Here is a 17,607-nt window from a genome sequence, read left to right as displayed (position 1 = left end):
GGTGGTGATCGCACGAGGACCGGGAAATGTCGTAGGTGACTGTCAGAGTCCATGTCGACACGAGTGAGGACCGGATGAGTCAGCAGACGATCAAGCAGCAGGCGCGGCGTACGGCGCGGGAGATGGCCGAGAAGCGGCGCAAGGAGCGCGAGGAGCGCGAGCGCCGGGTGATCGACCTGGCCGAACAGGTCATGGTCGCGATCGGTGAGCGCGACGCGGCGGTGGCCGAGACTGAGAAGCGCGCCGGTGAGGCGCTGCGGGAGTTGACCGAGGCCGAGGGCCTGTCGCTGGGCGAGGCCGTCGAGTGGTGCGGCGAGACCGTGACCGTGCGCGAGGCGACGCGGCTACGGCGGCTCGCCAGTGAGCCCCGAGCCGACGACGGCGACCAGGGCGGCGACGGCGCGGCGCTGGTCACCGCTGGGAGTGGGGGAGTGGGTGCCGGTTCGTCGGCTGGATGACGCCGGCCTAGCGGCGGTTGCGGCCGCGATCAGCGATCCGGCGGTGCTCGCGCGGTATCGGGCGAAGGTCGCCACGGTGCCGGACAGTGAGTGCCTGTGGTGGACCGGAGCGGTATCGGGCCGGTCCGAGCGTGAGCGCACCGACGGCGGTGGCCATGGCCGGTTCTGGTACGCGCCGGGGCGGGTGATCATCGCGCACCGGTTCGCGTTCGCGGTGATGCACGGCGTGGACGCGCTCGAAGAGGCGCGTCTGCTCGGGCACCGCTGTCACAACCCGCTGTGCCAGCGGATCGCGCCGGAACACGTCGTGGTCTCGACGGCGCGCAAGAACCGGCAGGAGTGGGCCGTCCAACGGCGGCTGCCCTACAGCCCGCTGGCCGACCCGCGCGGGCCGCGTCGGCGGGCGCGGGAACTGCGCGACCTGGCGCGTGAGGACCCGCAGCTGGTGGCCGACGACCTCGCGCGACTCCAGGAACTGCTGGGCGAGCAACTGACCCTGTGGTGACCAGCCGGACGCGGAAGGCCGCCCGCACCGTCGACGGTGCGGGCGGCCTTGCGGTTGTTGGTCAGGCTGGCTCGCCGTCAAGGAGCCGACCGAGCGTCTCCCACAGGTCGAGGTAGCCGTCCGCGTCCTCGGGCGACTGATCGCCCCACTTGGCGTGAAGAGCGCGGATGCGGTCGAGCCGGTCGAGCCGGTCGGGCAGCGCGGTGCGGGCGGCAGCCATGAACTCCACGTCGGCGGCGTGGCCGGTGGTCTTGAGGCCGAGCCGGTGATCGTGGCCGGTGTAGTAGGCCACGAGGATGTTGTCCGGGATCAGGGCGTCGGCGGCGGTGGCGCAGATCTTGTCGCCGTCCGGAGTCCACGGGCCGGGGGTTGCGCGCTCCTCTAGGGCGCGGAGGCTGGCGGCGTCGCTCATGCGGGCTGGTCCTCCCGTGCGGCGGCCAGGTCGAGCCGCCCGGACGCGGCGGTGGCAACGGCGGTGATCCGGGCGGCGAGTGCCCGCAACTCGGCGGGAGTGCCTTGGATCGCCACCGCGTCGTCACCGGCCAGCGTCAGGACGGGCTGGCGGTGCTCCCCGGCTCCCACCCAGTCCTCGCCGGGGGTGAACACCTGGACGCTGGTCTCGCGGGCGGCCAGCCACTCGATGTGCGCGCTCACGGGGTCACCTCGGCGGGCGCGGTGCCGATGAGGCGGCGGAATGCCTCCACGTCGGCCTCGAGGGAGAACAGGCGGCGCCGATGCTTGTCGCTCTCGGCGGCGACCTCGCTCAGGACTTCCGCGAGGCCCTCCAGGAAGGCCACGACGGCGTCGGCGTCGACGGCGGCACCCATGGCGACCCACGGCTTGGGGACACGCTCGGTTGCGGCGTAGGGCATCGCCGACATGGCGGCTCGGATGCGGCGCTGGTCGCGCTCGCTGATCACGGTCGTGGTTGAAGCTGCGTCGTGGTTGAAGCTGCGTCGTGGTTGGTCATGACTGCTCCTGTTCGGTGGTGCGGTGGGTGTGCTCGGCGTGCAGGGCGTCCAGCGCCGTGGCGACGGTGGTCAGGGCCGCGTCCAGGTGGGCGCGGGCGGTCTCGGGGGTCCAGCGGCGTACGTCGCGCAGCCGGTGCTCGATGACGATCAGCTCGCAGGCCGTCTCGCTGAGGGTGTGCCGGTCCTTGGCGTAACTGGCCTCGAAGTCGGCGGCAGTCCCAGTCGGGGTGTTGTGTCGTTTCGCGATGGTGACGAACTGGTTGAGCGGCAGGATGCGGCCGCCGAGGACCAGGGCTGCGATGTGGACCTTGCGTCCCGCGCGGGCGGGCTCATCCACGGTCACGGTGGTGATAGGGAACGCGACGCCGGTGTCGGGGTCGACCAGAGTGTCGGTGGGCCGGAGATCCCATGCGCGGACCTGTTCGGTGGCGAGGTCGGTGTGGGTGGTCGTGTCGGTCATGGCTCCTCCTTCGGTTGGGCCGGTGGCGGGCCGGACTCGGGGTCTCAGCCCGCCACCGGAGGAACTGGCGTGACGGTCAGGCCGGGGCGAGCGCGGTCCAGGCGCGGCGCTTGATCCGGTCGGGGTCGTCGCTGGTGAGAACCCGCGTGGCGCGGGCGGCGTGCTCGTCGCCCTTGGTGCGGACCGGGGCGTAGTGGTCGACGTACTCGGCCACGGCCTGGTAGCCGGCCCACGCGGTGTCGCGGATGCCGGCCTGCGTCTCGGCGTCGGCGAACAGCCAGTGCAGCCGGGAGCGGCGACGGCGCTCGGTCTCACGGACGCGCTTGGTCGCGCTCGCCTCGGCCTTGCCGAACGTGGCGTGGATCAGGGCATCGAACGCGGTGTCGGTCATGGTCTGCTGGATCAGCCGCTCGGCCTCGACCTGGAACGCGTCGACGTAGGTGAACGTCAGCCCGAGCGCGTCGCGGGCGGCCTGCACGGCGGCCTTGGCGTTGCGGGTGTGCCGGATCGAGAACGACGACTCGTGGTTGCGCAGGGCCGCGCTCTGGGTGTTCGCGCACACGACGCGGACCGGGGTGACGAGGATGCGGAACGCGCTGGAGCCGTCGTGGCTGTTGAGCGCGGCGATGTTCAGGTCGACGCGGTCGGTGCCGCCGACCGTGAGCGAGTCCGGCAGCTGCATCGTGATGAACACCTGCCGCCCGCCGCGCAGCGACCCGGCGGTGTCGAAGATCGCGCCCGACTCGTCGGCCAGCAGGTTCAGGAACTCGGCGTGGTCCTCGTTCTGCAGCGGGGTGTAGCCACCGCCGACGACGCCGAGCGCCTCGGGCTCGCCGGTGAACGGGTTGGTGCGCACCGTGGCGAAGCCGGGGACCTCGATCGCGGTGACGCCGCCCTCGCTGACCTCGGCGGTGGTGAGCGGCAACTTGCGCACGTCCCAGCCGCCCAGGTGGCCGAGCCTCATGGCCTCCTCGGCGGTGAACGCGCGGTCGCGAACGGTGGTGCCCAGGCGGTGCCAGGCGTCCTTGCGGGCGAAGACGGCTGCGGCCTGCGTGCCGTGGGTCTCGATCTCGTGTGACATGTCGGGGTCCTCCTGGGTAGCGGATCAAACGAACTGAGTTCATTCTATGTTTTCTATTCCACTGAGGGCGGTTCTCCACAGGAAGAACCGCCCTCAGGTGGGGGGAGTGGAGCCGATCAGGCGGCGCTGTCGCTGGCCTCGTCGCTGGCCTCGGCGGCGGCGGCGTCGCTGTCGTCCTCGGTGCTCGGCTGCGGCTCCTCGCCGAGCAGGATCCGCTCGACCTCGCTGGGCTGGTAGCCCCACTCCACGAGCGCGCCGAGCACGCGGGCGTCCCACGCGGTCGGGTTGCGCCACGAGTGCTTGCCGGTCGTGGCCTCCCACGCGGCGACGACGGCGGCGAGCGTGGTCATGGTCGCGGCCTTCGGCGTGCTCGCCTTGGTCGCGATCTTGTGGCACTCCCCGTGACCCGCGCCGTAGTAGCCGGTCGGCACGTCGATCCCGAGCAGCGTGAAGAGCATCGGGTGCCGGTGGTCCATGGCCTTGCTCAGCGAGTGGTGGCCGGTGACGACGGCCTCGCAGATCAGGGCCTCGGCTCCCTTCGGGGCGGTCTTGCGGGCCACGAACCCGGCCAGCCACTCCCGGCGCACCGTCTCCGCGCTCGCCCAGGCCTTGTTGTAGGCGATCACGCGGCGGCGCTCCGCGCGGCGCTCCTCGGCCTCGGCTTCGGCGGCGGCGTCGGCCTCCGGGTCGTGAGCCTCGGGGCCGTCGCCCAGGTCGTCGTCGGTGCGTCCGACCCGGCTTCGGTGGATGAGTCCGCTGGCCTCGATGTCGGTGACGACCCACATCTGCCGGTAGACCTTCACGGCCTCGGCCTCGTCGTCGTAGGTGGCGTCCTCGTCGTCCTCGGTCTCGGGGTCGGTCTCGGTCTCGGGGTACTCCCACTCCTCGGTGACGATCACCGCGACGCCATCGAGTGCGGCCCACTGGTCGACCGGCACCGGCTCGCCCTCGACGGTCCGCATGTCCTCCAGCAGTAGCGACCCGTCCGCGTCGTCAGCCTCATCGAAGGACAGCACCGGCAGGCCCTCGGCCCGCATGCGCTCGACTTCGGCGTCGTACGCGGCGCTCTCGGCGGCCTCGTCCCGCAGCTTCTGGGCCACGTGCTCGACAGAGTCGCCCCATCGGGAGGTCCGCGCGCGGTCCAGGCGGTCGATCGCGGCCTCGTCGTCCTCGAACTCGGCGTAGATCGCGGCGTGCTCAAGCGTGAGGTCGCCCGCCTCGTACTTGGCGCGGGTCTCTCCGGCCTTGCTCACGGCCAGGGCGGCGTTGACGGTGGGGCGGTCGATGCTGGTGCGCTTCGCGATCTGCGCGGCGCTCACGCCGAGCAGGGCCAACTGCTCCATGCCGGAGACGATCTCGGTCTCGCGCATCCCGGCCCGGTGGATGTTCTCGACCATTTGGTCACCGATCCGGTCGGCGTCGTCGGGCTGGGGCAGGACACGGGCCGGGATGAGGCCGGTGGGGGTGCCGACGTCGGCGGCGGTGACGGTTCGACGCTGGCCGCGCAGCAGGACGTACTGGCCGTCCTCGTTGCGGTAGACCGTGACGGCCTCCAACACGCCGCGCTCCTTGATCGACTTGCGGAACTCCTTGTGGTCGGGGCGCAGGTCGTTCCGGACGTTGGTGCCGATGATGATGTCGGCGGGGTCGAGGTGCAGGAACTCCTCGGCCTGGACGGCGTCGGTGGCCTCGTTGGTGGCCTCGTCGGCGGGAGTCTGGATGGTGTCGGTCATGCTGCTGTCCTCCGTGAGTAGAATAGAAAGAACTGACAGGACTAAGTCTCCCAGCGGGGGCCGACGCCTACCGGGGCACAGGGCGGACCTGTGGAAAGGTGGGCACCCGGTGAGGGTGGGGATAAATCCCGGCCTCACGGGCGCGGACTCCGCTGCGGCGGCGCGGCGGAGCTGCACCTCGTAGCTGGCTGGAACGGAAGGAATCGAGCGAGAGTGGGAACGGCTGCGCAGGGCCCCGACCGGGAATGCAGCGGCGTTGGTGTTAGCCGCTGCAGCTCGACGCAGGCGGACGAGACCAGGGGAGTGATCAGGTGACAAGCCAGACCACGATCCCGGTCGGGATCTACTGGAAGCCCGGCGTGTGGGACCTCGCACGATCGGCCTACATCGCAGACCTGGACACCGACGCCGACTCGCCCGGCTCGTTCGTCGGCTGGCTCGCCCAGGCGCTCGAGCTGCACGCCCGGCGCTCACCACAGCAGCGGGCCGAGCTCGCGGCCGCGGGCGAGAAGCACCCCGCCCTGGTCAGGGTGACCCGCAAGAGCTTCAACAAGAAGCACGACCTGCCGGCCTCGACCATCGAAGCGGTCGAAGACGCGCTCGTGGCCGACCGCCAGGAACTAGGCCGGATGCTTGCCCGCTCCGCGTTCGCCCAGGAAGCAGTGATCGCCGCCGCCGAGGATTCCCGCCGGCGGCTCGGGCGCGACCTGCCTCCTCCGCCGCAGAAGCTCAGCAACCGACCGCCGCGGCGCCGGCCGTCGCGGTAGGCCCAGCCGGTGGCCGGCGCAGTTGTGTCGGTCCCTGCCTCTAGCGTCCTTCTCAGCGCCCCGATCCGGTACCCGAGAGCCGGTCGGGGCGCTTCTTTGCGCCCTCACTGAACCCCTGACGCGCAGCTCCCCGCGAGCACGGCCGGATCCGAACAAATTCGGCCCAGGTGATCGCTGCGGGACCCCGATGGGACCTAGGTGACTGCGGGACCGATTCCGACGTCTCGCAGTCACCTAGGAGGAAGTCATGTCCACCACTGTCACCTTCGCCGGCAACCTGGCCGAGGCTCCCGAGCTGCTCTACACCCGCGAGAACAAGCCGTTCGTCAGCTGCCGGGTCCTGGTCAACCGGCGCGCGCAGAACGACGAGGGGGGGTGGGTCAACGACGAGCCCACCGCCCACAACGTCAAGATCTTCGGCACCGCCGCCACCCACGTACACGACAGCTGCGGATCCGGCGACCCGATCTTCGTCCACGGCCTCGAGCGCACCGAGAGCTGGCCGGACAAGGAGACCGGCGAGAAGCGCACCAAGGACGTCGTGGTCGTCGACAACCGCTTCGGCGAAGTCGGCGTCTCGCTCAAGTACGTCTCCGCGCGCATCGAGCGCGCCACCCGCCCGGCCCAGGCCAGCTGACCGCGTCGGAGGTTCCCATGGATCTCGTCGTACAGTCCCCGGACGAGCTGCTCGCCGCAGTGCCGCACGTTCTCGGCTTCAAGCCCGAAGAGTCGATCGTCCTCGTCCCCTTCCGGTCCGGGCTCCCCATCACCCGCGTCGACCTGCCGAAGACGGCCGCCGACCGCGAGGAAGTGTGGGACGCCATCAGCGGCCCCTACGGCCGCCACGCCCGACCCGGCTCGCGCCTGGCGATCCTCTGCTTCACTGACGACCGCCGCAGCGCTGAGCTGGCCAGCCAGCACCTGTCCAACCGCCTCGAGACCGTGGGCATCACCACCCACATCCGGGTATGGGCCGACGGCGAGCGGTGGCGTGAGTTCAATACCGGCTCCACCGGCCTGCAGAACCCGGAAACCGCTGAACGGATCGCGGCCGCGACCGTGCTGACCGGCGCCGCCCAGCCAGCCGCCAGCAGGGCCTCCCTGGCTGCGTCCATGGTCGGCGACCGTGAGCCGATCGCCCAGCTGATCCCCGCGGCCCGGGCCGCAGCCGCGGACAGCAGCCCCGCCCTGGAGCGGGACTGGGCCCTGGACCGCCTCGAGCAGTTCCACACCGACGGCAACCGGCTCTCCGACGTCGACGGCGCACGGATGCTCGTCGCTCTGGAGACGATCGGTACCCGCGACGCGGTCTGGGAGGACATGAGCCGGGAGAACCACACCTCCCACATGGCCCTCTGGAACGACCTCACCCGCCGCGCCCCCGACGAGGTCCGCGCGGCGCCGGCCTCCATGCTCGGCTTCGCCAGTTGGCTGCACGGCGACGGCGCCAAGGCCTGGTGCGCACTCGACCAGGTGCCCGCCGACCGGCCCTACTCCATGGCCGCCGTCGTCGCCTCCGCCCTGCAGAACGGCATCCACCCCCGCGAGTGGGATCGATACCAGACCCAGATGCGCGATCTCGCCGGCGAGCTCGACGAGTCCTACGTGCCCAAGCCTCCCGGCCAGCAGCGCGACATCCCGGGCACGCAGCCCGTCACCGACCGCCCGGCCCCGGGCCGCTGAGGAGGACCGCGATTGAACCACCACCACGACACCCCGGTGCAGCCCAGCGTCACCGAGCGACAGCTGCGCCGCCTGGTTGTGCCCGAGCCCGCGGCCTACGCCGCCGACAAGCGGCTTGACGTCATCCATGAACCCGACCTCGATCTGCTGTGGGGAGACGAGGAGTGAGCACCCCTCGCACCGACGTCGACGACGCCGACCGGCTGGCCCGCGTCAATGCTGCAGCGCCAGCGAGCCCGGCGACCTGCGGATTACTGGATAGGCCCGGTGGCCACTGCGAAATCTCGGCCCCGGCACGACGCCAAAACAGCTCAGCGATCGCCTGAGCCCATGAAAGGAGAACCAGTCATGCCCAACCCCTCACCGGATCCGGGTGTCGACGAATGGGTGCTCGCGAGCGCGGCGGAGGTCGCCCGGAATGTTGCACGCCACGGCGTGTCCATCACGTGGTCGGAGGCAGCGGAACGGCTGCGACGCACCGTCGAACTGTTGTCCGGGCAGGTTTTCGTCATCGACGACGGTGGCACGTTCACTCCGTTGCCCCAGCAGGAAACTCCCCGGTGGCAGGAGACCGGGTTCGCAGAGTCTGTCGCCTGCGCTGCCGTTCACTACGCAGGCCAGCCCTACTACCCCGAGAATCCCCAGAGTTCGCGAGTCGAGCTCGCGGTTCCCTGGGACACCGCAACTGCGCTGGTGCATCTGCTCAGCGCACTCTTGGTTGCTCGGCTCACCGGCCCCACTCCCAGCTGCGACCAGGAGCAAGTTGAAGCGGCGCAGCTGCTGAACAGGCTAAGCGCCGACGTGGCCTTCGAGTTCTCGCGTGACGACGACGAACTCCTGGGCGACGAGGAGAAGGTGGGGGAGCGCGTCTACCTCCTGATGCGATCCTGCGATGTCTGGCAGGCACTGGACCTCCTGGGCAACGGGAGGGAAGCGCTCCGGCTCGCCGGCGTAGCGGACATGGAGATCTTGGACCTCACCCTTTGGGAGGCCCGCTGCTGGCTGTTCGGACCCTACGAGCAGGCGTCATGAGCACCCCGCACGCCGACGTCGACGACGCCGACAGGCTGGCCCGCGTCAAGCTGAGCAGTGCCATCGAGCCCGGCGACCTCCGCGTCACCGGGCTGGTCGACGAGCTCGGCGCCGTCAAGGTCCTCGACTACCTCGAGGCCGCCGGCGAGGTGGAGAGCCACTGGGGCTTCGGCATCGGCCAGGAGCTCGCCCGCGCCGACTCCGCCAGGCTGCTCGAGCAGGCCGCCGTAGTCGGCATCCGGTTCATCATCCCCGGTGACCCGGAGTGGCCGTACCGCCTCGCGGACCTCCGCGACGTCGGCGCGTTGCACGAGCGAGGCGGCGAGCCGGTCGGCCTGTGGGTCAGGGGAGCCGGCGACCTGACCCAGCTTGGAGCCAATGCTGTGGCCGTGGTCGGGTCTCGCGCCGCGACGGATTACGGGATGCAGCAGGCCACTGAGCTGAGTCGCGAGCTCGCGGCCACGGGCCACACCGTCGTCAGCGGCCTCGCCTACGGGGTGGACCAGGCCGCGCACCGCGGCGCCCTCATCGCTGACGGCCCGACCATCGCCGTTCTGCCCGGCGGCGTCGACCGGCCCTACCCGGCCGCACACGCCCAGCTGCTCGAGGCCATCGCCGAACGTGGCCTCGTCGTCTCGGAGGCACCCCCGGGAGCCGGACCCACCAGGACCCGCTTCCTGGCGCGGAGCAGGATCGTCGCCGGCCTCTCTGAAGGGACTGTGGTCGTCGAGGGCGCGCTGCGCAGCGGCGCCCTCAACACCGCCCACTGGACCACGAACCTGCACCGACCCCTCATGGGCGTCCCCGGCCCCGTGAGCAGCGCGGCCTCCACCGGCGTGAACCAGCTGATCCGCCTCGGCCAGGCCAGCATGGTCACCACCGCCCAGGACGTCATCACCGACGTCACGACCCGCGCTGCCAGAGGAGACGGAGGCGCCAAGCAGCTCGACGAGTCCTTCGTGCCGGGCCCCGTGCGTTCCACGCAGCGCGCGATTCCCACCCCGGCAGCCGGGGCCTCCGCACCCCGCCGATGACGGCCCTAGCGACGCCTGTGGATAACCCGATTTGGGCCGGAACCCGCACCTACTCTGTTGAGAGTTCCTAGGTCTCCAACCGAACCGACAAAGGAGGAACCTCCGATGATCACCCTGACCACCGAGCCGCCGGTCGTCCGCGTCGACTGGACGTGGACCGTGAGCGTCGAGCGCGTGCTGGGTGCAGCGCCCGACCTGCTCACGTGGGCCAACGGGCCGCGCACCGAGTGAGCGACAATGCGCAGCGCCCACACCGAACGGTCGATGCTGGACCGGCTGAACGTTCGCTACTCGTGGAAGACCTCGACGATGCTGGCGAGCTCGGCGTCGCGCGACCGAACGGGTTAGACCTCAGCGACTTGGGCCGGTCCAGTTCGGGTCGACCGGCACCGGGATCAGATCCTCAGTGCGCAGCCAGTCCATCTTGACCACCGGCTTGAGGGCCGCGTCGTCATGCCAGACCACCAGGGCCTCCCAGCGTCGGCCCTCGCGCTTCCAGTCGAGGATCAGCCCCCGGGACGGCTTGAGCCGGCCCGAGTTTCGGATCAGCACGAAACGCACGTCGCCGTACGGCCGCCACGCGTCGTTCTTCGGCGGATTGGCAGACACGACGTCGCTCACTCGGTCGTGAGCAGCTCAGCCGGGATCCACTCCTCGACCGTGGTCCACCGCCCAGGCCTCAGCTGCGCGACGTAGACGACCCGGCCCTCCCACAGGTGGCCAGCGCGGCGCCACTCCAGCAGCAGGCCCGGGCGTGGGTGCGAGGCGTCGACGGGCACGCTGACCCAGCAGTGCCGCCCCGGATGCTCTGACCCGGCCGCGCTCATCGGCTGCTGCGCCGGCTCCGTCGGCTGGTCGACGCGCACCCGGTCCTTCAAGGGGATGCCAGCCCCGCGCCCGTAACCGCCCGCCATGCCACCTAGGGTAGAACAAGTGTTCGAACAGTCGGCCGACGGATCGGACCGCCGATGCGGGGGAACCGGTCTCGTCGTGTCGGCCGGTTGCCGTAGTTTCGGCCCATGAGCAGTCAGGGCCGCGCGTCGATCCAGTTCACCCTGGACGGTCAGCGCTACGAGCTGAGCCGTGAGGGCGTCGAGAGCCGCCTCCTCGACGTCGCGCCCGACGCGATCCGCAAGCACGCCGTGCGGGTGAACGACACGTGGTTCCCGGTGATCCAGGCATTCGAGGTGGCCACCGGGATCCCGCGATCGGAGTTCATGTCCAACACGGCGCGCCGGCACCTGGCGGCACTGGGCTACGAGGTCGCCGGCGACATCGAGACGCGCACGACACCGCCGGCGGATCGTCCCGCGCTCGCCACACCATCGGCATCGCGGCCGCCTCGTCGCGATCCCGCCACGGCGACCGAGCCCGGAGGGGAGTGGCACACCGAAGCCAACGTCCAGGCGGCGCTGGTGACGGCGCTGGCCGGAGAGGGATGGCGGATTCTGTCGGTGGCCAACACCGCGACCAAGGAGCACGGGATAGACGTGATCGCCTCCCGCGATGACCAGACCGCCGGAGTCGAAGTGAAGGGATACCCGAGCCGCGGCTACGCCGACCCGCGCGGGCAGGAGAGATCAAGCGCACGAGCCCGAGCACGCAGGCCGGCCACTGGTACTCCCAGGCCGTGCTCGCCGCCATGCGTCTGCGAGGCAAGGAGCCGCAGTGGCGCAGCGTCATCGCCCTCCCCGACTTCCCGCGCTACCGCGACCTGCACGCCGAGATGGCCGGCTCGCTCGCCGCGGCGCAGATCGAGGTCTGGTGGGTCGACCAGGCGGGCGCGGTCCAGCGCCCATGACGACCGCTCGCTGGTACGCCCGCCCCGCAGGCGAAGGCCTCACGCTGAGGAAGAACCCACGCCTGGCCAGCTGGAACAAGGCCACCGACCCCGACCAGGTTCGGTTGCGGGACTACCTCAAGGACACTGCCGACCTGCTCGCACCCGCCATGATCAGGACCGGTCCCTGGACGCTGGTCCTCGACGTCGGGCTCCCGCCGGGCCGGGACCTGGTCGACATGGCCGACCTGGACAACTACGCCTACCCACTGGCGACGCGTCTGCGCACCGAAGATCTGGTGTCGGTGTGGTGCACCAAGCGCCATGCGGCCACCTCACGGGTCCTCGTGGCCGCGGCCGATGAGACCGCTGCACCGAGCAAGATCTACACCGTCCGCACTACGGCGTCGACCCAGACCAGAGCATACAAGGAGCAGATCCGCTCCGCCGTGTCCAGCGCATCCGAGATCGCGCCAGGCCCCGTCCAGCTACAGCTCGGGTACGTCGTCGGGCCGCAGCGCAACTGGACCAGCCTGTGGAAGCCCACGATCGACGCCCTCGACCCGCTCCTTGGCCGTACCCGGGAGGACCGGGACTGGCACCCCAAGGACGGCCGGATCACGGACCTCGCGCTCCACGTCCACGTCGACCAGACGCTCGGTCACGATGTCGTGGTCAGTATCGCCGCGGCGCCTGCCGCAGGAGAGGACACCGCCCGATGACTTTGACCTTCGCCCAGATCATGGCCAGCGGCGGCATCGACCCCACCGGAGCACTGGTCATCCGGCACGCCTATGTGCGTGAGCACGAGGACGGGAGTGTCGGCATCCACGGAGACTCCTCTGACGCCGAGATCATGGCCTACACCCGCGTCCAGTCGGCCAACACCCGAACCTTTCCCGCCAACCCACCCGGCGTCTGGGTCGTGTTCTTGCCCGAGGGTGGCGATCGAGCACGCTTGTGGTCGGTGCTCATCAACCAGGGCGAGATCTCCCACGACGGGCAGCTCCGCACCTTCGACCTGCAACCGTCGGATCTGCTGGGCGACTTGAACAAGCGCCTTGTGATCGGCTGGCGCTCGCCTCGCACCTGGCGCATCAACGCGACCACGGCCGCCGAGTATCCGGTGATGGAGATCGCCGACGCAGAGCCCGTCAGGTTCCCCGGATTCGACGCCCTCACCCTGGAATACCCCCAGTTGCAGGCCGTGATCCGCGAACACCGCTACGCCGCCTGGCGTACCGCGCTCTCCGCGGTCATCGGCATCTACCTCATCACCGACACCCGCGACGGCCGGCACTACGTCGGCAAGGCCGATGGAGCCGAGACCATCCTGCAACGCTGGGCCGCCTACGCGACCAACGGTCACGGCGGCAACGTAGAGCTGCGTAACCTCAACCCGGCCACGTTCCGGCTCTCCGTGCTTAGGGTCTTCGACCCCGCCACTCCTACCCGAGAGGTTGACGCCGCCGAGAGCCACTACAAGTACGCGCTCGACTCACGCCGGCACGGTCTGAACCGCAACTGATCCGCGCACTTCTGTCGGTCCCCTAGGGCAGAGTTCCCTCGTGCCATTGACGGCGCAGCACGCCGACGCGGGCGTGCTCGACGCAACCGTTGACCCGCTCGGTGAAGGTGCGCCCTGGGAGGCGATCCACCGAGCGCGACCCCGCGCGCCCTTGACCTGCAGGGAATGCGGGCATGGTCTCCACGCCAAGCTCTCCCCAAAGGGGCTGCGGTTCTTCGCCCACGACCGCGCAGCGCCCACCTGCTCGCTGGTCGGCGAGACGATGGCCCACCGATTGCTCAAACTGCAGCTGGCCTCAGCCATCCGCGATGCCGGCTGGTACGCCGAACTCGAGGTCGCTGGCGAGGGCTGGCGGGCCGACGTGCTGGCCACCAGTCCCGACGGCACCAGGCGGATGGCCTGGGAGGCCCAGCTGGCCCAGATCACCGGCGCCGAGCTGCGTGAGCGCACCGCCCGAATGGAGGCTTCCGGGGTACCGGTGTGCTGGGTCACCGACCACGAACGGCCGTGGATCGGAGAAGTCCCCGCCATCCGGATCGCACTGCCCGCCGAGCCAGCGCCGTCCGCGGCCACCGATGCGAAGGTCGTAGACGGGACCGGCGTATTCCTCGAGTCGTGGTGTCCGCGCCGGCGCTGCGAAAACGATGGCGGTACTCCAGGCCCTTGCCCTGGCCACGGCTGGTGGCGCCCGGTCGTGCCCGCCGTTGACCTCAGGGTGTTCGTCGGCGGTGTCCTGTCCGGCACGATCAGAGCGCACCAGGCCATCGCACTCAGCAGATCCCTGGACTCAGCGCGGATCGTGTGGACCACCCGGCCGCACGTCATCACCGAACGCACCCAACTGGAAGCAATCGAGCGCCGGTGTGAGCACGACGAACTCGCGAACGCAGAGCGTGAACGTCACTTGGCCGCCATCGCGGCCAAGCTCGCCCGCCAACAGGCGCTCACCCCACCCGCGGTCGCGCTGGTGGGCACCGAAGCGCGGGGCTACGTCGGGGTGCGTGACGCGACGCCGGAGTGGGCGATGGGAGTGCCCCTGTTCGTGCACGACATGCCGCTGGGCGTCGTCAGCCCGGTTGTCAGCCGCATAAAGGGTGAGGTTCGAGAGAGGTTCCGCGAGCTCACGCTCTTCGTGGCCACGGAGAGCGAGCTGAGTGCACTCCGACGAGCGTGCGTGCCTGAACAGCGGATCGTCCTCTTCAAGGTCGAGATCCCCGCGGCTCCGCGACCGCCGGCGGTGACCTACAGGAGAGCAGGGCGGGTGCGGTAGACCTGCACCTGGTCGCGCAGCTCGTTGCTTGCAATCGCCAGTCCGGCGTACGCCGCGGCCGCAGCCGCCAGGTTGAACGACGACGCCGGCGTGCATACGACGTCCGAGGCGCCCAGTGAGTCCTGCTCGAGGCGGTCGGCGAAGGTGTCGGCGGCCGCGGCCGCGTCTGCCGCGTGCTGGGTGATCCCCGCCGGCACCGGCTTGCCAGTCCCCGATACGAAGGCCTCCCACACGAACAGATCCGCATCCCCTGCCAGCCACAATTCGGGACGGGTCGTGCACCGCAGCGTGGGGATACCGGAACCGATGCGCTCGAGCAACCACGCCATCTGCACCAGGCCCGTAGCCAGGGCACCGCTGCCGGCGCCAGCCGACCAGGGCCTCGAGTGACCATCGACGGTCTCACCCTGGCGGGCGCGCCCCAGGGTCATCCACCCGTCCAGCCCGACAGGGCTGACGGGAACCATCAGGGGAGCCTCGAACCCGAGGGCTACTGGCACACCGGAGCCAAGTGCATCCAGTACGGCCACCGCCGAGCCCTCGGGGTTCCGCCCACCTTCCCCGACTGGACGACGACCCGGGAGATCCAGGCCGGCCCAGGCGAAGCTGGAGCGGACTGAGCCGACGTCGACTGCGACCACGCGCGCCTTCATCAGCGAGCTCACGCGCGATCGCTCGACGAGCCTCGCGGGTACTCGACGCCGAAGTGGTCCGCGATGAGAGCGGTCGTCTCACAGCCCCAGCTCGAGCGGCGATCCATGGGATCCGGGTCGTCATCGAGCGAGTCGCGCACGCCCGTGCCGGCCCCGCAGTCGCGGTGTAGTGCCAGGAGCTTGCGGGCGAGCGGGTCGTTGATCGTGTTGAGACGACGCATCGCGTCCACCCACCGAGAGACTGGTGTGGGGGAGTCGTCGACCTCGTGCACGACGTCCATGCGCCATGCCGCGCTGGCCTCCTCGTCGTACTCGTAGCGGGTCATCAGCGCATCCCGAAGAACGAGGTGATCCGGTCGACCTGCTTCTGGTCCAGCAGCGCCGGCCGACAGGCCCCGTAGGCGTTGGTCAGGTCGATGACGAGCTGTCGGGTCTGGTCGAGGCTGAGGTCGATGGTCGCCGTCTCGCCGTCGGTGCTGGTCACTTTGAGGTCGACGCGCTGGACGTCCTCATCGACGTAGCGGGCATGAGCCCCGATCTTCTTGGCCCTGACGGCCTCGCTGCGCTTGAAGAATCCCACGGTTGAATCGTGGCACGCCGGCCCCCGGCGCAGGGGTGGAATGGCTGGCGAGCTCAGTGGGTCGACCAGGTGAGGCCGAGGATCCGGAGAGCCTCCTGGACGTCGGGGTGCTCAGGGGAGAGCGCGTGGTGCTCGATCGCGTCGAGGGTAGAGCTGACCGCGGGATCCTCGGCGCGCTCGAACACGGCCCACAGGGCGAGGTCGTCGCCGTGTCTGGAGGCGAAGGTGACTCCGTCGAGCTCGGTGCTGGCGTGCAGGTAGGTGGCCACGGACTGGGTGAGTGCCCTCGGGCGTCCGTCCTTGAGCGCGGCCGCGTCGAAGTCGTGCAGGTTCAGCAGGTGGGCGAGGGCGACGAACTGCGGCCGCAGGGCTGCGATGGACTCGGCTGCCGTGACGGCGCAGAAGCGGCCGGTCAGCGTGGCGCTGGCAGCTGAGCGGGGCTCCAGCCACGAGTAGGAGATCTCGCCGGCCCGGGCGGTCGGATGCATCGTGGCGTCCTCCTCGTCCTCCACGATGTCGTCGAGCTCGAGCGCGAGCGTCGGGTCCGGCCGGAAGCCGGCGAGGACCTCGAGCAGGCAGGCCAGGAGGGTGGAGCCGGCGTAGATGGTGCGGAAGTTGCCCTGCCGATCGTCCCATCGACCGTGGAACCGTCCATCGGAGCCGGCCCACTCCCAACCCGACCAGGCCCAGGGCTCCGGCTTGAAGCCGACCCGCCAGACCTCCTCGGCCGCGTCGACGACGACGAGCTGGGGTGCCTCAGCCGCCGACGATGTCATCCGGCCGCGGCGAACGCGCGCGCGGCCGCCAGGATGCTGGGGCCGACCTGCTCGAGGTCGCCTTCACGCAGAAGCCGCGCCGGCGCGACGTCGTCGAGCCGCGGATTCATGCCCTGGAACCACGCCTGGACGACCGCCGCGGAGTCCTTGCCGCGCAGCAGCGCCGCGATCCGGTAAGCCATCCGCAGCCGGTTGACCACGTCGGTCGACGGCGTGCGCGCGTCGTCGACGTCGGCCCACTGCCGGACCGCTCGTGTCTCCTGGACCGAACCCAGATAGGCGACCAGCTTGGCGCCGAGCAGGTCGCGCAGCCGCTCGACGAGATCCGGCGTGGTCAGACGCACCGACTCTTCGTAGGCGCGCAGGTCGCCGCGGGCGATGGTCGACTGAGTGCTCATACCTGCAGTGTGCCACGTGTCGCAGCCCGATCCAATACCTAATCCCGTGTCGTATCACACCTAAGATCGCACTGCTGATAACATCGGTCATGTCACCCCGAGTTGCGCATGAACTAGACGAGTCACCAGGACGCTCCGCTCCACCGCCCCCAGCGGGGAGGAAGCGCCGCAAATTCAGGACGCGGACGCAAGGGAGTCGATGTAGCGCTCTAGATCCGCCTTTCGGACAAGACGGGTGCGATCGATGTGAACCGATCGCAACTCGCCGGACTTAAAGAGTTCATAGACCTTGGATCGGCTGATGCTGAGGTACTCGGCAACCTCTGGGACTCGGTAGAGCAGTTTGTCCGGCATGGTCTTCCTCCGTGGACAGTGTGGTTCTGACAGTCACCTAAGGAAGATCGAGCAGCGGGGCCGATCATGCGGGGCCAACCAATCTCTGGACGTGCTCCGCGATCTATGAAGAGACGACATGTGGCTCCGTCCTGACGGGAAACCTCGGCTCATGTGCGTCGTCTGTTTCTGGGCGTGCCAATGCCGTCCATAAAGGGCCGCACGTCGCACCGCCCGCGCGGAACCGGACGAGGCTCTGTGTCGCAGCGCATGGACGCACGCCTGGAAGTTCCATGCCAATGGACGCACCGATCGGTCGTCGCTCGTCCGCAATTTGTCAGCAAACCCCGCCGGGACACGCCGAGCAATTCTCGATATGGAGGTCGTTCCGCGGTCGTTGTCGCACGACCTCTGGGTCAGTTCGAAAGCAACTGAGGGCATGAGGTGTCGGCGGCCACGAGAAACTGCCCGGAGACGGCCACGAAACTGCCCGCTGGCGGACATGAGAACTGCCCACTGACGGTCATGGGATCTGCCCGACACGACGTCGTCTGCCTCGCCGCGC

27 protein-coding genes and 1 pseudogene are annotated in these 17,607 nt (G+C 69.9%); 14 read left to right on the top strand and 14 right to left on the bottom strand.

The genetic code is table 11. The features are described 5' to 3' along the window. The first annotated feature begins 74 nt into the window (after positions 1 to 74). Together QWJ41_RS16275 and QWJ41_RS16270 are read left to right on the top strand one after the other, a co-directional pair. On the top strand, positions 75 to 458 hold the full coding sequence (locus tag QWJ41_RS16275) for a hypothetical protein (RefSeq protein WP_302709450.1): 384 nt from the start codon (positions 75 to 77) through the stop codon (positions 456 to 458). Continuing rightward, entirely contained in the window at positions 436 to 963 is a 528-nt protein-coding gene (locus QWJ41_RS16270) for a hypothetical protein (protein WP_302709449.1), read from the top strand. The genes QWJ41_RS16275 and QWJ41_RS16270 overlap by 23 nt, the downstream gene beginning before the upstream one ends. A 61-nt stretch (positions 964 to 1,024) precedes the next feature. Here QWJ41_RS16270 and QWJ41_RS16265 read toward each other — a convergent pair whose 3' ends face one another. The 6 genes from QWJ41_RS16265 to QWJ41_RS16240 form a co-directional block, all read right to left on the bottom strand. Then, a complete protein-coding gene (locus QWJ41_RS16265; RefSeq protein WP_302709448.1) occupies positions 1,025 to 1,375 on the bottom strand; it encodes a hypothetical protein in 351 nt (116 codons plus the stop codon). Beyond that, positions 1,372 to 1,617, bottom strand: a complete 246-nt coding sequence (locus QWJ41_RS16260; RefSeq protein WP_302709447.1) for a hypothetical protein — start codon at positions 1,615 to 1,617, stop codon at positions 1,372 to 1,374. The genes QWJ41_RS16265 and QWJ41_RS16260 overlap by 4 nt, the downstream gene beginning before the upstream one ends. Next, complete coding sequence (locus QWJ41_RS16255; protein WP_302709446.1) at positions 1,614 to 1,883, bottom strand: hypothetical protein; 270 nt, start codon at positions 1,881 to 1,883, stop codon at positions 1,614 to 1,616. Before QWJ41_RS16255 ends, QWJ41_RS16260 begins: the two co-directional genes overlap by 4 nt. 46 nt (positions 1,884 to 1,929) lie before the next feature. After that, positions 1,930 to 2,394, bottom strand: a complete 465-nt coding sequence (locus tag QWJ41_RS16250; protein WP_302709445.1) for a hypothetical protein — start codon at positions 2,392 to 2,394, stop codon at positions 1,930 to 1,932. 76 nt (positions 2,395 to 2,470) lie between these two features. Then, the gene (locus tag QWJ41_RS16245) at positions 2,471 to 3,475 is read right to left on the bottom strand and encodes a DUF932 domain-containing protein (RefSeq protein WP_302709444.1); all 1,005 of its coding nucleotides are present in this window, start codon (positions 3,473 to 3,475) and stop codon (positions 2,471 to 2,473) included. A 116-nt stretch (positions 3,476 to 3,591) separates the two neighbouring features. Further along, positions 3,592 to 5,208 carry a ParB/RepB/Spo0J family partition protein gene (locus QWJ41_RS16240; protein WP_302709443.1) on the bottom strand — a complete coding sequence of 539 codons (1,617 nt, stop codon included), beginning with the start codon at positions 5,206 to 5,208 and terminating at the stop codon, positions 3,592 to 3,594. 311 nt (positions 5,209 to 5,519) lie between these two features. Between QWJ41_RS16240 and QWJ41_RS16235 the strand changes: the two genes are divergently transcribed. From QWJ41_RS16235 to QWJ41_RS16205, 7 genes are all read left to right on the top strand, one after another. Further along, positions 5,520 to 5,975 (top strand): hypothetical protein, encoded by a 456-nt coding sequence (locus tag QWJ41_RS16235; RefSeq protein ID WP_302709442.1) that lies wholly within the window; start codon positions 5,520 to 5,522, stop codon positions 5,973 to 5,975. Positions 5,976 to 6,222: 247 nt separating this feature from the next. Further along, entirely contained in the window at positions 6,223 to 6,612 is a 390-nt protein-coding gene (locus QWJ41_RS16230) for a single-stranded DNA-binding protein (RefSeq protein ID WP_302709441.1), read from the top strand. A 17-nt stretch (positions 6,613 to 6,629) separates the two neighbouring features. After that, complete coding sequence (locus QWJ41_RS16225) at positions 6,630 to 7,658, top strand: DUF4192 domain-containing protein (RefSeq protein WP_302709440.1); 1,029 nt, start codon at positions 6,630 to 6,632, stop codon at positions 7,656 to 7,658. 12 nt (positions 7,659 to 7,670) lie between these two features. Continuing rightward, a complete protein-coding gene (locus QWJ41_RS16220) occupies positions 7,671 to 7,826 on the top strand; it encodes a hypothetical protein (RefSeq protein ID WP_200949970.1) in 156 nt (51 codons plus the stop codon). 180 nt (positions 7,827 to 8,006) lie between these two features. Continuing rightward, positions 8,007 to 8,690 (top strand): hypothetical protein, encoded by a 684-nt coding sequence (locus tag QWJ41_RS16215; protein ID WP_302709439.1) that lies wholly within the window; start codon positions 8,007 to 8,009, stop codon positions 8,688 to 8,690. Continuing rightward, complete coding sequence (dprA, locus tag QWJ41_RS16210) at positions 8,687 to 9,724, top strand: DNA-processing protein DprA (protein WP_302709438.1); 1,038 nt, start codon at positions 8,687 to 8,689, stop codon at positions 9,722 to 9,724. Before QWJ41_RS16215 ends, dprA begins: the two co-directional genes overlap by 4 nt. Positions 9,725 to 9,829: 105 nt before the next feature. After that, a complete protein-coding gene (locus QWJ41_RS16205) occupies positions 9,830 to 9,955 on the top strand; it encodes a hypothetical protein (protein ID WP_302709437.1) in 126 nt (41 codons plus the stop codon). A gap of 120 nt (positions 9,956 to 10,075) precedes the next feature. On the opposite strand, the gene QWJ41_RS16200 is transcribed toward QWJ41_RS16205, so the two are convergent. Continuing rightward, a complete protein-coding gene (locus tag QWJ41_RS16200) occupies positions 10,076 to 10,345 on the bottom strand; it encodes a hypothetical protein (protein ID WP_302709436.1) in 270 nt (89 codons plus the stop codon). After that, positions 10,342 to 10,638, bottom strand: a complete 297-nt coding sequence (locus QWJ41_RS16195) for a hypothetical protein (RefSeq protein ID WP_302709435.1) — start codon at positions 10,636 to 10,638, stop codon at positions 10,342 to 10,344. Before QWJ41_RS16195 ends, QWJ41_RS16200 begins: the two co-directional genes overlap by 4 nt. Before the next feature lie 105 nt (positions 10,639 to 10,743). Between QWJ41_RS16195 and QWJ41_RS22425 the strand changes: the two are divergent. The 5 genes and pseudogenes from QWJ41_RS22425 to QWJ41_RS16175 all read left to right on the top strand — a co-directional run. Then, positions 10,744 to 10,947, top strand: a pseudogene (locus QWJ41_RS22425) (hypothetical protein); the annotation flags it as partial. A gap of 419 nt (positions 10,948 to 11,366) precedes the next feature. Next, positions 11,367 to 11,525: a hypothetical protein gene (locus QWJ41_RS16190; protein WP_302709434.1), complete on the top strand. Its 159-nt coding sequence runs from the start codon at positions 11,367 to 11,369 to the stop codon at positions 11,523 to 11,525. After that, positions 11,522 to 12,226, top strand: coding sequence for a hypothetical protein (locus QWJ41_RS16185; protein WP_302709433.1), 705 nt, complete (start codon positions 11,522 to 11,524; stop codon positions 12,224 to 12,226). Before QWJ41_RS16190 ends, QWJ41_RS16185 begins: the two co-directional genes overlap by 4 nt. Then, positions 12,223 to 13,032: a GIY-YIG nuclease family protein gene (locus tag QWJ41_RS16180; RefSeq protein WP_302709432.1), complete on the top strand. Its 810-nt coding sequence runs from the start codon at positions 12,223 to 12,225 to the stop codon at positions 13,030 to 13,032. Before QWJ41_RS16185 ends, QWJ41_RS16180 begins: the two co-directional genes overlap by 4 nt. 40 nt (positions 13,033 to 13,072) lie before the next feature. After that, entirely contained in the window at positions 13,073 to 14,302 is a 1,230-nt protein-coding gene (locus tag QWJ41_RS16175) for a competence protein CoiA family protein (protein WP_302709431.1), read from the top strand. On the opposite strand, the gene QWJ41_RS16170 is transcribed toward QWJ41_RS16175, so the two are convergent. From QWJ41_RS16170 to QWJ41_RS22065, 6 genes are all read right to left on the bottom strand, one after another. Beyond that, positions 14,275 to 14,967, bottom strand: a complete 693-nt coding sequence (locus QWJ41_RS16170; RefSeq protein WP_302709430.1) for a hypothetical protein — start codon at positions 14,965 to 14,967, stop codon at positions 14,275 to 14,277. The two genes, QWJ41_RS16175 and QWJ41_RS16170, sit on opposite strands and share 28 nt — an antisense overlap. After that, positions 14,964 to 15,281 (bottom strand): hypothetical protein, encoded by a 318-nt coding sequence (locus QWJ41_RS16165; RefSeq protein WP_302709429.1) that lies wholly within the window; start codon positions 15,279 to 15,281, stop codon positions 14,964 to 14,966. Before QWJ41_RS16165 ends, QWJ41_RS16170 begins: the two co-directional genes overlap by 4 nt. Beyond that, the gene (locus QWJ41_RS16160; RefSeq protein ID WP_302709428.1) at positions 15,281 to 15,535 is read right to left on the bottom strand and encodes a hypothetical protein; all 255 of its coding nucleotides are present in this window, start codon (positions 15,533 to 15,535) and stop codon (positions 15,281 to 15,283) included. The genes QWJ41_RS16165 and QWJ41_RS16160 overlap by 1 nt, the downstream gene beginning before the upstream one ends. 53 nt (positions 15,536 to 15,588) lie before the next feature. Continuing rightward, positions 15,589 to 16,311, bottom strand: a complete 723-nt coding sequence (locus QWJ41_RS16155; RefSeq protein ID WP_302709427.1) for an RES domain-containing protein — start codon at positions 16,309 to 16,311, stop codon at positions 15,589 to 15,591. Beyond that, positions 16,308 to 16,709, bottom strand: coding sequence for a hypothetical protein (locus QWJ41_RS16150; protein WP_302709426.1), 402 nt, complete (start codon positions 16,707 to 16,709; stop codon positions 16,308 to 16,310). Before QWJ41_RS16150 ends, QWJ41_RS16155 begins: the two co-directional genes overlap by 4 nt. Positions 16,710 to 16,883: 174 nt before the next feature. Then, positions 16,884 to 17,063, bottom strand: coding sequence for a helix-turn-helix domain-containing protein (locus QWJ41_RS22065; RefSeq protein ID WP_036491718.1), 180 nt, complete (start codon positions 17,061 to 17,063; stop codon positions 16,884 to 16,886). Positions 17,064 to 17,607: the final 544 nt, after the last annotated feature.

The organism is Nocardioides cremeus, assembly GCF_030518195.1.
Taxonomy (GTDB): Bacteria; Actinomycetota; Actinomycetes; order Propionibacteriales; family Nocardioidaceae; genus Nocardioides; species Nocardioides cremeus.
This window is presented reverse-complemented; position numbering and strand designations above follow the sequence as displayed.